This is a genomic window from Pedobacter foliorum (assembly GCF_013266735.1).
GTDB lineage: Bacteria > Bacteroidota > Bacteroidia > Sphingobacteriales > Sphingobacteriaceae > Pedobacter > Pedobacter foliorum.
In genome coordinates this window covers 1-16,109 of the sequence record NZ_JABSNU010000020.1, presented here as the reverse complement: position 1 = coordinate 16,109, position 16,109 = coordinate 1, and the positions used below count along the sequence as shown (strand labels likewise).

Genomic DNA, 16,109 nt, shown 5'->3' with positions numbered 1-16,109 from the left:
TTGGATTAAGTTATTATTTAGTTAATTTTCTGCGTATGCTTTTGCTGCTTTTACGGCTCTATTCCAGCCTTTTATACGCTCTTCTATGTTTTTAGCTTCTCCGGCGTTAAAGCTTTTGTCTATTTTCCACTGGCCGCTAATGTCGTCCATGCTGCTCCAATAACCTACTGCCAAGCCAGCCAGATATGCGGCGCCCAAGGCAGTAACTTCGGTAACCTGAGGCCTGATTACTGTGGTGTCAAGTACATCGGCCTGAAATTGCATAAGTATATCGTTGGCGGTTGCACCTCCGTCTACTCGTAGTTCTTTAATTTTTAGTCCTGAGTCTGCTTCCATGGCATTTAAAACCTCCATGGTTTGGAAAGCGATGCTTTCGATGGCTGCGCGGGCAAGGTGTGAGGCATTTGTACCTCTGGTTATGCCGGTAATAGTGCCTCTGGCATCCTGATTCCAGTGAGGTGCGCCAAGTCCGGCAAAGGCAGGAACGAGGTAAACGCCGCCAGTATCTGCTACTTTTAAGGCTAGTTTTTCTACATCGGCCGATGCCTTAATTAAGCCGAGTCCATCTCGTAACCATTGCACAACGGCGCCGCCTATAAAAATACTGCCCTCTAAGGCATATTGTACTTTGCCGTTTATTTTCCAGGCGATGGTGGTTACGAGGTTGTTTTGCGAGGTGATGGGTTTGTCGCCAATGTTCATGAGCATGAAACAGCCGGTGCCATAGGTGTTTTTTACCATGCCTACCTCAGTGCACATTTGTCCAAAAAGGGCGGCTTGCTGGTCGCCGGCTATGCCTGCAATAGGTATTTTAGCTGCAAGTACATTGCCTGTGGTTTCTCCGTAAACTTCGCTTGACGATTTAACTTCGGGAAGGATATTGCGGGGGATATTAAAAAGTTCGAGTAATTCCTGATCCCACTCTAGGGTGTGGATGTTGTAAATCATGGTTCTTGATGCGTTGGTTACATCAGTTACATGGATTCTGCCGTCGGTTAGTTTCCAGATTAGCCAGGAGTCTATGGTTCCAAAGGCGAGGTTTCCGGCTTCGGCTTTTTCTCTTGCGCCGGGAATGTTGTCTAGTATCCACCTGATTTTTGTGGCCGAGAAATAGGCATCTATAATGAGTCCTGTTTTTTCTTGTACGCTTTTGGCGAGGCCTTTTGCTTTTAGTTCATCGCAGTAGGCAGAGGTGCGTCTGTCTTGCCAAACGATGGCGTTGCAAAGTGGTTCTCCAGTTGTTTTATCCCATAATAGGGTGGTTTCACGCTGATTGGTAATGCCTATGGCGGCTATATCATTAGGGGTGATGCCTGCTTTTACGATGGCTTCGGTAGCTACAGCAACCTGGGTTGACCAGATTTCGGTGGCATTATGCTCTACCCAGCCTGGCTGAGGGTATATCTGCTGAAATTCTCTTTGTGCAATTGAAACAATGGTTCCTTGTTTATTAAAAACAATCGCCCTCGAACTTGTAGTCCCCTGATCAAAGGATAGAATATACTTGCTCATACGTTATATTTGGAATAATATGTAATTAAACGTAAGTATAAGAAATCATTATCGAAAGTAAAAGGAAGTGGTGTGCAATTATTTTGATTTGTTTATGCCGGGAATGGCAGGAGTTTTTGTATCAAATTTGATACAAATTATAGGGTTTACTCATTAATTCTCTTAAAATAATTGTGGGTAAAATGAATGTTGTAACAAGTTTTAAATGGATGGTTGCCAAGGTTTAAAGGTTATAAAGGTGTAGTTTTCTAAAAGTTGGCACATTTCTTTCAGGTGGTCAGGAAAAAACTACACAAAATGAAGAAATTAATTGTTTTGGCCATAGGCCTATTTGTAGCCGGTGCAGCAAATGCACAGAGCCCAATCAGATTGGGTGTCAAGGGCGGTTTAAACTTATCGAACATTGTTAAAGGTGACGGTAATAATGATTTTAAAACAAAAGTTAATCCTGGTTTTAATGCCGGTATTACTTTGGATATCAATTTGATAAAAGGATTGGCATTTACTCCGGAGTTATTGTATTCGACAAAAGGGTATAAAGCAGAAACTGCTTTTGGTGATTTTACTCAGACTACTCACTTTATTGATGTGCCTATTTTGGCGACTATTAATGTTGGTGGTTCAGGACTTAATTTAGTTGTTGGTCCTCAGGTATCTTTCCTTACTTCTACTAAAAACAAGTTTGAAAACGGATTTGGATCAGGTGAAGAAACAATCATTGAAGATAAATCAGATAGATTTAAGAAGAGTTTGGTTGGCGGTGTAATTGGTTTCAGGTTTGATGTAACTGATAAAGTAGATTTACATGGCCGTTATTCACTGGATTTCCAAAAGAACAATGAGAACGGATCTAAAGAAACTCCGGAATATAAAAACCAGGTGTTTTCGGTTGGATTGGGATTGAAATTCTAGGACTTTACTTTTTTGGAGAGAGCCTGTATCGTTTTATAGAAGGCCTGTATCATTAAATGATACAGGCTTTTTTGTTGCGTTTTTTTTTGCGCTTGTCATCTTGTGCGCTCGTCATCCTGAATTTATTTCAGGACCCCTCAAGAGAAAGAAAACCTTGCTAATGCGAGGTCCTGAAATAAATTCAGGATGACGGGTGTTTTAGCAAATTGATTGGGCTGATCTTATGATAGTGTCTCAAATCGGAGACACACTTAAGAGGTTCGCTTATAGAGGTTTGCTTGGCATTGTTTCTTATCGTTAATTTGTTATTAAGTTACAGTAAATGAGTTAATTGCGTGGTTTTTTGATGTGCCCCGAAGCCTTGTTTTTGGTTTCTTTGGCATGGTTATTACAATACCTTCCATGAATTTTAAATAGAAAATCATGAAAAAATTATTCATTATAACGCTAGGATTAACGGTAAGTAGTTTCGCTTTTAAGGCAAATGCACAGACTTCACAGTCGGCTGCAAATGATCAAATGAAGTTTGGTATCAGGGCAGGTGCTAACTTGATGAACATGGGTAAATTTCAGTTTGCCGATAAGGATTATGCAACAGATTCAAAAGTTGGATTTCAGGCTGGTGTTTATGGCGATTTACCTTTAGGTGGTGGATTTGCTTTCTTGCCGGAAGTAATGTTCATTCAAAAAGGAGCTAAGTTGAGTGAGTCGGTTGCCGGAAATACAGCAGATTTTGATACGAAAGTATCTTATATCGATGTTCCGGTATTGGTTGGGTATAAGGCAACGCCAGAGTTAACAATATTTGCAGGTCCTCAGGTATCATTCCTGCTTTCTCAAAAATCTACCGGTTTGGTTAATGATAATGCTCAAACAGAGTCGACAGACACAAAGAATTTTAGTAAGTCGTTGGCAGGTGCTGCGGTTGGTTTAGGGTATAGTATCACACCGAATATTAATGTGAATGCCAGATATATGATGGACTTTCAGAAGGCTCTTAAGGATGATGTGAATCAGGATAAAATAAAGAATAAAGGATTTGCACTATCATTGGGTTATAGTTTCTAGATACACTTGCTTTTTTGAAGGGTAAGTTAAACTTATTGAGTCATTTGTGAGGAAATTGAAAAATTGAGTGTAACTTTAAAAAGTTTTGAAAACGGATGATTTGTTTTCTGATAAGACTTCAAAAAAAGATAATTAGTAAAAGCTATATAAACAATTGCGAAAGCAATAAAAATATGAATCCCGAATTGTGTGTGAGGATAATATTCCTATTTAACCTTAGAAAAGCATCCTGTATAGGATGCTTTTTTTTATAACTTTGAAATTTAAACAATCTACTGCCATAATGAACGTTAAACATCTCCTGATTGCTACATCCTTATTATCTATCTCAGTATCCTCAATTAAGGCTCAAAAGAAATCTTACTTACAAACACTTACTGAAAAGAATGAATGGGTTGATTCTGTTTTCAATAAACTGAGCAGACGTCAGAAAATTGCGCAGATGTTCTTTGTAAGGGCACATACCAATTTAGGAAAAGCATACGAAGACTCGATTGCCAATGTGATTAAAAAGGAACATATTGGTGGATTGGTGTTCTTTCAGGGAGGTCCCGGCAGACAGGCTATTTTAACAAACCAGTATCAGTCTATATCAAGAGTGCCTTTATTGATCACTTCTGATGGGGAGTGGGGCTTAGGAATGCGTTTAGATAGCACCATTTCTTATCCTTATCAAATGGCTTTAGGAGCAATTCAGGATAAGGAATTGATTTATAAAATGGGATTGGAAGTGGCTAAGGATTACAAACGCATCGGAATGCACATGAATTTGGCGCCTGATGTTGATGTAAATAATAATCCTAAAAACCCGGTGATAAACTACCGCTCTTTTGGAGAGAATAAGTACAACGTAGCCACAAAGGCTGCCGAGTATATGAGGGGAATGCAGGATGGCGGCTTATTGGTTAGTCTTAAACACTTTCCGGGGCATGGCGATACTGATGTGGATTCTCATTATGACCTTCCTCAGCTTAAGTTTACCAAAGCGCGTTTGGATAGTTTGGAGATTTATCCTTTCAGAGAATTGATTCGTCAGGGGGCAGCAGGGGTAATGATTGCGCACATGAATATTCCGGCATTGGATAATACGCCAAATATGCCTTCTACATTGTCTAAACCTATTGTTACTGGTATTTTAAAGCAAGAACTTGGCTTTAAAGGTTTAATTATTTCTGATGCTATGGGCATGAAAGGAGTGGTTAAATACTTTAAAGATGGAGAGGCGGATGTAATGGGTGTTATTGCAGGTAACGACATTCTTGAACTTTCAGAAAATAGTGACAGAGCAATAAAGCTGGTTCGTAAAGCGGTTAGACAAGACAGGATCAGCATGGATAGAATTGACGAAAGCGTTAAGAAAATCCTTACTGCTAAATATTGGGCTGGTTTAAGTGTTCGCGATTCTATAAATGAAAGAAACGTACTTGCAGATGTAAACAGACCGGGTAGTCAGGTGTTGTTGCAGAAACTAGCTGATGCTTCTATGACGCTGTTAAGGGGCAAGGCAAACATTAGTCGTTTGTCTAAAGACAGAAGAACGGTGATCATTAGTTTGGGGACTCCCGGGGTTACTGAGTTTCAACGAGATTTAGGGGCTTATTATAAGAACTCAGTATTCTATACCTTAGATAGAAATGCCAATGCTGCGGCTATTGCAAAGGTTTTAAGATATATCAATGTTTTTGATCAGGTAATTATAGGTATTCATGATACCCGCATCAGGCCTGGTAATGGCATCATTTTAAGTAATGATTTGAAGATGTTTATTAAGGATATGTCGTTAAGCAATGCCGTTTTTGCTTTGTTTGCTAATCCTTATAACTTATCGGCATTGCCTGGTCTTGAAAACAGCAAGGGTTTAATTGTTGCGTATCAGAAAGAAGATTTCATGCAAAAGGCAGCCGCCTCTGTAATTAAGAATCAGTTGATTCCTACAGGGAGACTGCCCGTTACTGTGAATTCGTTCTTTAAGTATGGCGACAAAGAGTAATTACTTTGCTTTTTGTTGTTTGTAAGTTGCAGGATCAACCGCTTTTACTGTCCAGTTTTTTAAGAAATCGGTAACAGCGTTTACGCTATGTCCTGTTTTCTTTTTTCCATTTGCATCTGTCTCTTCTGTTTCCAGATAACCCGAGTTTTGAGTGTGCAATAGTTTTCCGTTTCCATCAAGGATTACAAAAACAGGGAATCCGAAACGTTGAGGGTAATTCAGGCTGGCAAGAACAACTTCATTCTTGTTTTCGGGACTATAGTTTACCAAAACAACCTCATAATTATCGTTAATGAATTGTTTTAAGGCAGGCGTGTTGTCTACCATTTTATGGAAAGCAATACACCAGCTGCACCAGTTACCGCCAATTTGTATAAACACATGTTTTCCTTCTTTTTTAGCTTTTGCAACAGCGCCATCAATATCTGCGCGGGCATTTGCTTTAGGATTGTAGATGTGTACGGCTTCTTTTTTCTCTTGTGCAGAGCTTGCGCCTACAGTTGCTATGGCAATAAGTAGTATTAAGGCTATCCTTTTCATTGTTCAATAATTTAATTGCAAAATTAATAGATTAGCTAACATCAAATGTAATACCAGTTTAATATTCTCTAGTTAAATAGTAGATTTTATTTGTGACCATATTTTTCTAAATAAGTTATAGCTTTACGTAATGCCTCAACAACCTTTAAAATTGCTTAGAGCATCTGCCGGATCGGGTAAGACTTTTAGCCTAACCCTGCATTACCTTACACTTTTGTTTAGCGGCCCGGGTAAATACAGAGAAATTCTTGCTGTAACTTTTACCAATAAGGCAACGGCCGAAATGAAGGAGCGGATACTGGGTGCTTTACAGGCTATTGCAAAAGGAGAGCCTTCGGATTTTAAGCCTCTTTTAAAAGAGCGCTATCCGGAACTTTCGGATCAGGACATTAAAGCAAAAGCACAGGTAATTTACAGCAATATTCTGCATGATTTTGGCAGGTTCTCTGTAAGTACAATTGATGGTTTCGTACAAAAGGTAATCAGGAGTTTTGCTTTTGAATTGAATCTGGACAGTGGCTATAAGCTGGAAATGAACCATGATAAAGTAAAGGAAGAGCTGGTTAAAGCACTTAATTTACAGATGGAGGCTGATCCTGAGTTGTTGGAATGGGTAACGGCTCTTGCAATAGATCGGATTAGTGATGGTAAGGATTGGAATTATCAGCGTGCTTTAAAGGATCTGGCTAATGAGATTTTTAAAGAACGGTACTATCCTTTTCAGGAAGCCATGTTGCTGATGGGAGAGGACAGATCGGCAGAGTTTAATGCATTAAAACAAACTGTAACTTCGGGCATCAAGGCTTTCAATAAGGCCTTGTTTGATCAGGCTACAGACTTAAAATACATATTTGATCTTTCGGGTGTTTTGCCCGAAGAGCTGGCTCGTAAATCTCTTAATCCGCTGCTAAAGCTGGATAAGATATTGAATGAGGACTATACCATATTTCCTGCTTTGGCCAATATGGTTGATGATTTTGACCTGTGGCCACATGGCACATTAAAAGATACATCGGGAGTAAGGCAGTTGTACGAAGACCTGAACCCAGGATTAAAGAAAATGGTTACTTTTTATGAAGAGGGTGCAGAGCAATACTTTACATGGCAGGCTATTCATAAAAACAGTTCTTATTTGCGGTTGATGCAGGAAATGGCTCAGCAGTTAAAGAATTACAGAGCAGAAAATAAGGCTTTATTGATTAGTGATGCCCAGCAATTGTTGGTGGGTATTACAGGTGCAGATGCTGAAAACCCTTCTTTTATTTGGGAGAAAACGGGAAACCGATACAAGCATTTCCTGTTTGATGAGTTTCAGGACACCAGCACGATGCAGTGGCTCAACTTTTTGCCATTGATTAGGAATGCGCTTTCGGAATTTGAAGGGAATACTACCGAACACCTTATTGTCGGCGATGTAAAGCAGTCTATTTATAGGTGGCGCAGTGGCGACTGGCGTATTTTGCATAGTAATGTAAGGCATGATGTGCAGGCGCATAATGTTGCTGAGGAAAACCTGGAGTTTAACCGACGAAGTACTACCAATGTGATTGCTTTTAATAATTTTCTATATGCTCATTTGCCCTCTATTTTGCAAAGACAGCTTAATAGAATTCTTGCAGATACAGAAAGGGAAGATCTTTTGAGCTACTGGAATCAGGAGTATAACCAGATTATTGATCGTGCTTACGAAGGAAGTTCTCAGAAAGTTACACCCCAAACTTTGGATGGTGGTAAAATAGAAATACAGTTTTTAGATAAAGAAGATGATGCAGAAGCCGAAGATGAAAGTCCGGCGGCGGCAGTGCATGCAGTAGATAAAATCATTGAATTGCTATCTGTTCATGGCTTTGCTATGAAAGATATTTGTGTGTTGGTAAAAGCTAACCGCGAGGCAGAAACAATGATTTCGGCCTTGTTAGATAGGCAAGATGATTTATCCGCCGCTGCGGGCAAAACATTTCAGGTTATTTCGGGTGATGCTTTGAAGATCTCATCTAACCTTGCGGTGCAGTTGCTCATCAATATATTTAGGATGTTAGTGGCTCGGGAAGATGAGCAGGCCATTTACAGGGCTACTTGTGCAAGGTTGTTTAGTCAGATAAATAATCCTGGGGGGGTAGATAAGAAAGTTGCGCTAAACGCTCAGGACTGGATGGACATTGCTAATCAGCCAATTCAAAGCCTTACGGCTTATTTTCCGGAGGAGTTCTGTAGTGGTTTTGAAAGTTTCAGGCAGTTGCCGATGACTAGTTTGATGGAAAGAATGGTGCAGTTTTTTGGACTGGGAACAGGCCAGAATGAACATCATATTCCATTTATTATGGCACTTAGAGATCAGATTGGTGTGTTTGCAGGTGGTGGCGATCAGGGCTTAGGCATGTTTTTAGAATGGTGGGATGAGGAAGGTTTGAATAAAGCGTTGCCTGCTGCGGATGATCAAGATGCGGTGCAGATCATGACCATTCATAAATCGAAAGGGTTGGAGTTTAAGGCGGTAATTATTCCGTTTTTAAATTGGAAATTAGATACGCCTAGCGGATTTATTAAGAAGATTTTATGGGTAAATGCTGCTCCGGCAGGGTTCGGGAACTTTAGCACTTTGCCTGCAGATTATAGTAGTAAGCTTGCTTCGACAGCTTTTGCGAGGGAGTACTTTGAAGAAATGCTGCTCAATTATATGGATACGCTAAATACATTATACGTAGCCACTACCAGAGCAAGGGAGTATTTGTATATGGTATGCCCTAAAACAACAATTGTAGAGAAGAAAAAGGAAGTTTCGGTTAGAAACGAGTTTCAAAATATATTACTGAATCTGTTTAAAACAGAGGAGGGTTCGGGCTTTGTGTTGGATGAAAAGCTAATGTCTTTTGGGGAGTTGAGGCCTGCGGTTAAGAAAGTTTCTGAAATTAACGAAAGCGCCATAAAGGTGTCTGATTATTATGTGAATGAGCGTTTAACTTCTAAGTTTAATTACCAAAAGAACAATGAGGATGGCTGGTTTAATGCAAGACAGCGAAAAGGTGTGGTGTTACACGGTATTCTGGAAACCATCACAGATTTAAAAGAGCTGGATAAGTTGATTGCCGTGAAAATGCAGGAAGGCCTGATTAGACGCAGTGAGCGTGATGAGGTAAAGCAGGCGGTTATTGATGTGATTAATCAACAGGAAATAGCGCTGTGGTTTAAAAATTCGAAAAGCATCATTAGTGAAAGGGATATGATTTTGGAGGGGGGAGAGGTAAAACGTCCTGATAAGCTTTTTGTGATGGAGGATAAGGCGGTGTTGCTTGATTTTAAATTTGGCGCCCCTCATAATAAATACATAGACGACATTAACCGTTACAGGGATAGCCTGTTAAAAATGGATGAGTTTAAACAGATAGACGCCTATATCTGGTATGCCGAAACTGGAGAATTATTAAAAGTATCGTAATGAAAAGTGTGAACGAAGGAAAGTTTTTAAACAGAGTAGCTACCGATCTTTTAGAACGTTTTGGTAATGAATTGCAGGATGTGGCCATTGTTTTTAATAACAAAAGGCCTCAGCTGTATTTAAAGAAATACTTGGCAGAGGTAAGTGGGAAGCCGATTTGGAGTCCGCAGATGTACACCATTCAGGAGTTCCTTTCACGTGGTACGGAACTTGTGGTTGCCGGTCAGCTTAAGCAATTCTTTGTTTTATATACCTGTTACAACGAACTGCTAAAAGCAGAACGTAAAGAGGTGATTTCGCCCGATGAGTTTTATCCTCTGGCAGAAATTATACTTGGCGATTTTAGTCAGGTAGATTACTATCTGGCCAATGCCAAAGAGATATTTGGCTTAATTGAAGATATAGCCGAGCTGCAACTGCAATTCCCGAATTTTGATGAAGAGCAATTGCAGTTTATGCGAACATTCTGGGGGTCGTTTTCTGCGAAGAAGCAGAACCAGATGCAGGAAAGGTTTATAGAGCTGTGGCAAAGAATGCCTGCGCTTTATGTTAATTTCCATGCAAGGTTGGCTAAGGAGGATTTGGTTACCAATGCCAAGATGTATCGTAACCTTGCAGAAGGAAAAGATTCTGATCCTGAGTTTTTAAAATCATTTAAACATACGGTGTTTGTTGGTTTTAATGCTTTGTCGAAAGCAGAGGAAAGGTTTTTTAAACAGTGGCAGGAAAAGGGATGGTGCTCTTTCTATTTTGATGTAGATGCTCATTATTTTTCTAATCCATTGCAGGAGGCCGGGCATTTTATCCGAAGAAATGTACATACAGTAGGGTTGGTTAATCAGTTTGAAAAGGCTCCGGCAAGGCTTAGTGATGTTGCAAAGGAATTTGTGGTTGTGCAGGCATTGGGCAATGTTGCTCAGGGTAAATTGCTTTCTGAGCTTTTGTCGGATAGTGAGGTTCGGGAGGGTGGAAAGGCAATTATTCTTGCTGATGAGAAGTTGTTGATTCCGGCTTTACAGACCATAGATGATGATAGTGTGAATGTTACGATGGGTTATCCCTTTGAGCAGTCGGCCCTGTTTGGCTTATGCGATTTGTGGTTAAGCATCCAGGAGGCCCTGTTGTCAGATGCTGATGTGAACTATAAACACGTGTTGTCTTTTCTGTTTAATCCGCTGATTCCTATAGATGCGGATTTGCGTAACGAGCTGCACAATCAGATTGTTGATGAGAAAAAGGTGTCTTTTAGTAGAGCTGAATTGTTGCCTGTTGGCAAGATTGCCACGATTACTTTTAATCCTTTTGCCGATTCCTTTACCACAATAAGGCATCTGGCAAGTGTATTATTATATGTATCAGAAGAAGGGAAACTGCAAAGAATGGATAGTTTATTGTCTACCGAAGCAGTTAAAGCCCTTAACGCACTTACCGATAGTTTTGAAGAGCTAAAAGCTGAGGGCGCAAAAGATTTGAATCCGAAGTTTGTATTTAAGCTGATTAGAAGGGCGCTTCAGGGATTAACCGTGCCTTTTGAGGGGGAACCACTTGCTGGTTTACAGGTAATGGGGCTTTTGGAAAGCAGGAATCTGGACTTTGATGAACTTATAGTTTTGGGGGTAAACGAAGGGATTCTTCCTAAAATTACCAATAACCCATCATTTATTCCTGATAACATCAGGCGTGCTTTTGGTTTGCCAATTCTGGAGCATCAGAATGCAATTTCGGCATATCTGTTTTACAGGCTACTACACGTTGCAAAAAAGGTGACTTTGGTTTATAATGGGGTTACCGACGAAAAAAGTACTGGTGAGGAAAGTCGCTTTGTAAAGCAGTTGGAGTTCGAAACCAATTGTACGTTTTCGCATCGCGTGCAGCAGAATCAGCCAATTGAGAATCCCAGAAATCTGAAGATTGTCGTTGAAAAAAAGGGAGAAGTATTAAAGGGCTTGGAGAAGTATTTTAAAAGAAACTCCACTGCTAAGTATGATAAAAAGATCTCTGCAACTGCATTTACAGATTATGTTACCTGTTCTTTAAGGTTTTTCTATAAGAATATTGCAGGTTTAAAAGAGCCTAAAGACCTGCCGGATAGGATAGAAGCCAATTTAATTGGAAGTGCACTGCATACCGTGATGGAAGTTTTCTATGAGCCGGCTGTAGGTGCTGAGGTAACGGCAGACTATATTAAGGAAAGAGAAAAGAAGCTAAAAGACCTTTGTGAGTTCGCCCTGGCTAAGGAACTTAAGCTTAATACCGCCAAAACTGGTACTCAAACTCCGGCATTGCAACAAATTGTATTGCAGGTGTTGGAGCAATATGCGCTTAAAATTTTAAGAAATGACGAAAAACTTACACCTTTTAAAATAGAGGAGCTAGAAAATAAAAGCGATTATGTGATGCTCTATCCAATGGCGAAAAATCGTAATATTTGGTTGTATGGTATAATCGATCGTGTTGATGTAAAGGACGGGAAGATCAGAATTGTTGATTATAAAACAGGTAAGGATCAGTTGAAGTACAAAGATTTTCCTTCGCTTTTTGAGGATCAGGCAAAGGATCATAACAAGGCGCTTATCCAAACATTATTTTATACTTATGTATATGAACAGGTAAAACAGCGCCAATATGTAGAGCCTCATCTTTATACTGTTCGGAATTTTAAGGAAGGCACGTTGTTTAAAGAAAAGCAAAAAGGAGGGCTGTTTTTACAGGATCAGAGCCTTGAAAGTTTTAAATCTATGTTCGCTAATAAGTTACAAGAAAAGCTGGAAGAACTGTTTGATGAAAGCATTCCGTTTGTGCAAACTGAGAACAAAGAGAACTGTGGTTATTGTCCTTATAAAGACATTTGTCAGAGATAGTTAGCAGATTATTGCAACATGGATATATTTCAAGTGTAAAAGTTTCTTTTCAATGATGGAGCAGTGTGCGAATAAATTGCATATAAAAACAATTTTATCTAAGTTTGCCGCAATTAACATTTGAATATACAATGAGAGAGATTCAATTTAGAGAAGCTTTACGTGAAGCCTTAAGCGAGGAAATGCGCAAAAATGAAAACATTTTTATGATGGGCGAGGAAGTTGCACAGTATAATGGTGCATACAAAGTTAGTCAGGGAATGTTGGATGAATTTGGCGAGAAACGCATTATCGATACGCCTATTGCTGAGTTGGGCTTTACCGGTATTGGTATTGGTGCAGCAATGAACGGATTGATTCCAATCATCGAGTTCATGACTTTTAACTTCTCTCTGGTTGCTATAGATCAGATTATTAACGGAGCAGCAAAAATGCTATCTATGAGCGGCGGTCAGTTTTCTGTGCCAATCGTATTTCGTGGGCCAACTGGAAATGCAGGTCAGTTAGGTGCTCAGCACTCTCAAAACTTTGAGAACTGGTATGCAAACTGCCCAGGCTTAAAAGTTGTAATTCCATCTACTCCTTACGAAGCTAAAGGATTGCTTAAACAATCTATTATTGATCCGGATCCAATTATTTTCATGGAATCTGAGGTGATGTATGGTGATAAAGGTGAAGTTCCTGAAGGCGAATACTACATTGAAATTGGTAAAGCAAACATTGTAAAAGAAGGTACTGATGTAACTATCGTAACTTTTGGTAAAATGCTTACCCGTGTTGTAAACCCGGCTGTAGAAGAATTAACTAAAGAAGGAATTAATGTTGAAGTAATCGATTTACGTACTGTACGTCCTATTGATTATGCAACGATCATTGCATCTGTTAAGAAAACAAATCGTTTGGTAATTGTTGAAGAGGCTTGGCCATTGGCTTCTATCTCTTCTGAAATTGCATTTAATATCCAAAAAAATGCTTTCGATTATCTTGATGCTCCGGTATTGCGTATCACTTGCGCTGACGTACCGTTGCCATATGCACCAACTCTTATTGCAGCAAGTTTACCTAATGCAGAAAAGGTAATTAAAGCTGTAAAAGAAGTTATGTACACAGCAAAATAAGACTAATAATTTAAAGTAAATATAATCCCGCTAGTTAAACCCTATGCGGGATTTTTTTTATTTTTGACCCCACTGTACTTTGTAACATCAAATAGAGATCAAAATGAGTAATCACTCTACAATAATCGCTGCTGAACTCGCAGTGGCGGAAAAGCAGGTTATCGCTACTATTGAATTACTGGATGAAGGAGCAACTGTTCCCTTTATTTCGCGTTACCGTAAGGAGATGACAGGGAGTTTGGATGAGGTGCAGGTTGCAGCCATCCGCGACAGGTTTCAGCAGCTTCGTGAGCTTGATAAGCGTAGAGAAGCGATTTTAAAAGCACTTGCTGCACTTGATAAGTTAACTCCAGAGCTAGAGGCGAAAATAAACGCGGCTGCCAATATTGCTACTATTGAAGATATTTATCTTCCGTATAAGCCAAAGCGTAAAACGAGAGCATCGGAAGCCCGTAAAAAAGGCCTGGAGCCTCTTGCCCTTACCATATTGGAGCAAGGCAAACAAGATCCTGAATTGGAAGCCGGCAAGTTTCTTAATGATGAACTTGGTGTGTCATCAACTGATGAAGCGCTTGCAGGTGCCCGCGATATTATTGCTGAGATTATAAATGAGAACATTGATGCTAGAACATCAATGAGAAAATACTTTCAAAATACGGCCACTTTTAAATCTACACTTGTTAAGGGTAAGGAAGAAGCGGGCATCAAATACAAAGATTATTTTGAATGGAGTGAGCCGCTTAAAACGGTGCCTTCTCACAGGATCCTTGCCATGCGCAGAGGTGAAAATGAAGATATTTTAAAGCTTGAAACAATGCCTGAAGAGGATGGAGCAATTCAGATTCTGGAAAAGCAATTTGTGAAAAGCAATAATAGTAGTGCTGCACAGGTTAAACTGGCTATTCAGGACAGCTATAAGCGTTTACTAGGGCCAGCAATGGAAACTGAGGTTCGTGGCCTTTCTAAAGAAAGAGCTGATGAAGAGGCTATCCGTGTGTTTGCAGAAAACGCAAGACAATTGCTATTGGCTGCTCCAATGGGACAAAAGAATGTTCTGGCAATAGATCCTGGATTCCGTACGGGATGTAAGGTTGTTTGCCTGGATATGCAAGGTAAATTGCTTGAAAACACAGCTATTTATCCGCATAATGGTCAGCGAGGTGTTCTTGAGGCTGCGGAAACGATCAAAAAGCTATGTGCTAAACATAATGTTGAAGCTATTGCTATCGGTAACGGAACTGCAGGAAGAGAAACGGAAGTATTTATCCGCGGATTGGCTTTAGCTGATGTCATTGTGGTGATGGTTAATGAAAATGGCGCCTCTATTTATTCAGCTTCTGAGGTTGCCAGAGAGGAATTCCCTACTCAGGACATTACCGTTCGTGGAGCTGTTTCAATTGGTCGTCGTTTGATGGATCCATTGGCAGAGCTTGTTAAAATAGACCCTAAGTCGATAGGCGTTGGGCAATACCAGCATGATGTAGATCAGAATAAGCTACAGGCTTCTTTGGATGATACTGTAATGAGTTGTGTGAATGCGGTAGGGGTTGAGTTAAATACTGCGTCGAAACAGGTTTTGGCATATGTATCAGGGCTTGGTCCGCAGTTGGCGCAAAACATTGTAACTTATCGCAATGAGCATGGTGCATTTAAAAATAGAGAGAGCCTTAAAAAGGTGCCTCGTTTAGGTGATAAAGCTTTTGAGCAGGCTGCTGGATTTTTAAGAATCAGAAATGCGGAGCATGTGCTTGATACCAGTGCTGTTCACCCTGAGCGCTATGCTTTGGTTAACAAAATGGCGCGCGATTTAAACTGCAGTGTTGCTCAGTTAATGAAAGATGCTGAGTTGAGAAAGCAGATTAAGCTTCAGCAGTATGTAAGTGAAGAGATCGGTTTGCCGACATTAAATGATATCATGAGTGAGCTTGCAAAACCGGGCAGAGATCCGCGTGAGCAGTTCGAAATATTTAGTTTTACTGATGGCGTAAATGCAATTGCTGATTTAAGGATTGGCATGAAATTGCCGGGTATCGTTACTAATATCACCAATTTCGGTGCTTTCGTAGATATAGGTGTTCATCAGGATGGATTGGTGCATACGAGTCAGCTTTCTAATAAGTTTGTAACTAATGCTAATGATGTGGTTAAAGTGCATCAGAAAGTAGAAGTTACGGTTGTGGAGGTTGATGTTGTAAGGAAGCGTATTTCGCTTTCTATGAAAACGGAAGCGACTGCTCCTAAGCCTCAGGCTAAAAAAGCGGATCAGAAACCGGGTAATTTTAAAAAGCCAGTTAGTGGTGGCAAGCCGGTTAGTGCAGGTAAGCCAGATCAGAATAGAAAGCCTTCTAAACCTCAGGGTAACAATAGCGGAGCGAAAAAGGAAAAGCTGCTACCGGAAGGGGATTTACAAATGAAATTAGAAGCATTGAAGAATATGTTTAAGTAATAGAGAAGGGGAGCTATTGTATGGCTCCCCTTCTCGTCATGGATCACCTCGCCGTCATCCTGAATTTATTTCAGGATCTCGTTTAAGCATGTTTACGCATAGCATGTGCGAGGTCCTTCTATGTTGAAATCCAAATTTATTTATCCATATTTTATCAATCAATGATGTTGTTAGGAGATTTTTCTCTCCTAACAACATCATTGATTTCCATATCTTATTTGTAATG

9 protein-coding genes are annotated in these 16,109 nt (G+C 40.0%); 7 read left to right on the top strand and 2 right to left on the bottom strand.

From position 1 onward, the window contains the following. Positions 1 to 21: 21 nt before the first annotated feature. Positions 22 to 1,512, bottom strand: coding sequence for a glycerol kinase GlpK (gene glpK / locus HQN83_RS23465; protein WP_173093914.1), 1,491 nt, complete (start codon positions 1,510 to 1,512; stop codon positions 22 to 24). 297 nt (positions 1,513 to 1,809) lie between these two features. Here glpK and HQN83_RS23460 point away from each other — a divergent pair, with 297 nt between their 5' ends. From HQN83_RS23460 to HQN83_RS23450, 3 genes are all read left to right on the top strand, one after another. Continuing rightward, positions 1,810 to 2,424, top strand: coding sequence for a porin family protein (locus HQN83_RS23460; protein WP_173093913.1), 615 nt, complete (start codon positions 1,810 to 1,812; stop codon positions 2,422 to 2,424). Between the two features lie 423 nt (positions 2,425 to 2,847). Further along, a complete protein-coding gene (locus tag HQN83_RS23455) occupies positions 2,848 to 3,492 on the top strand; it encodes a porin family protein (RefSeq protein ID WP_173093912.1) in 645 nt (214 codons plus the stop codon). A gap of 283 nt (positions 3,493 to 3,775) precedes the next feature. Then, positions 3,776 to 5,482 carry a glycoside hydrolase family 3 protein gene (locus tag HQN83_RS23450; protein ID WP_173093911.1) on the top strand — a complete coding sequence of 569 codons (1,707 nt, stop codon included), beginning with the start codon at positions 3,776 to 3,778 and terminating at the stop codon, positions 5,480 to 5,482. Here HQN83_RS23450 and HQN83_RS23445 read toward each other — a convergent pair whose 3' ends face one another. Then, complete coding sequence (locus tag HQN83_RS23445; RefSeq protein ID WP_173093910.1) at positions 5,483 to 6,022, bottom strand: thioredoxin family protein; 540 nt, start codon at positions 6,020 to 6,022, stop codon at positions 5,483 to 5,485. Positions 6,023 to 6,152: 130 nt separating this feature from the next. Between HQN83_RS23445 and HQN83_RS23440 the strand changes: the two genes are divergently transcribed. From HQN83_RS23440 to HQN83_RS23425, 4 genes are all read left to right on the top strand, one after another. Beyond that, complete coding sequence (locus tag HQN83_RS23440) at positions 6,153 to 9,458, top strand: UvrD-helicase domain-containing protein (RefSeq protein ID WP_173093909.1); 3,306 nt, start codon at positions 6,153 to 6,155, stop codon at positions 9,456 to 9,458. Further along, on the top strand, positions 9,458 to 12,319 hold the full coding sequence (locus HQN83_RS23435; protein WP_173093907.1) for a PD-(D/E)XK nuclease family protein: 2,862 nt from the start codon (positions 9,458 to 9,460) through the stop codon (positions 12,317 to 12,319). The genes HQN83_RS23440 and HQN83_RS23435 overlap by 1 nt, the downstream gene beginning before the upstream one ends. Before the next feature lie 131 nt (positions 12,320 to 12,450). Then, on the top strand, positions 12,451 to 13,437 hold the full coding sequence (locus HQN83_RS23430) for a pyruvate dehydrogenase complex E1 component subunit beta (protein ID WP_173093905.1): 987 nt from the start codon (positions 12,451 to 12,453) through the stop codon (positions 13,435 to 13,437). A 103-nt stretch (positions 13,438 to 13,540) separates the two neighbouring features. Further along, positions 13,541 to 15,883, top strand: a complete 2,343-nt coding sequence (locus HQN83_RS23425) for a Tex family protein (protein WP_173093903.1) — start codon at positions 13,541 to 13,543, stop codon at positions 15,881 to 15,883. Positions 15,884 to 16,109 lie beyond the last annotated feature (226 nt).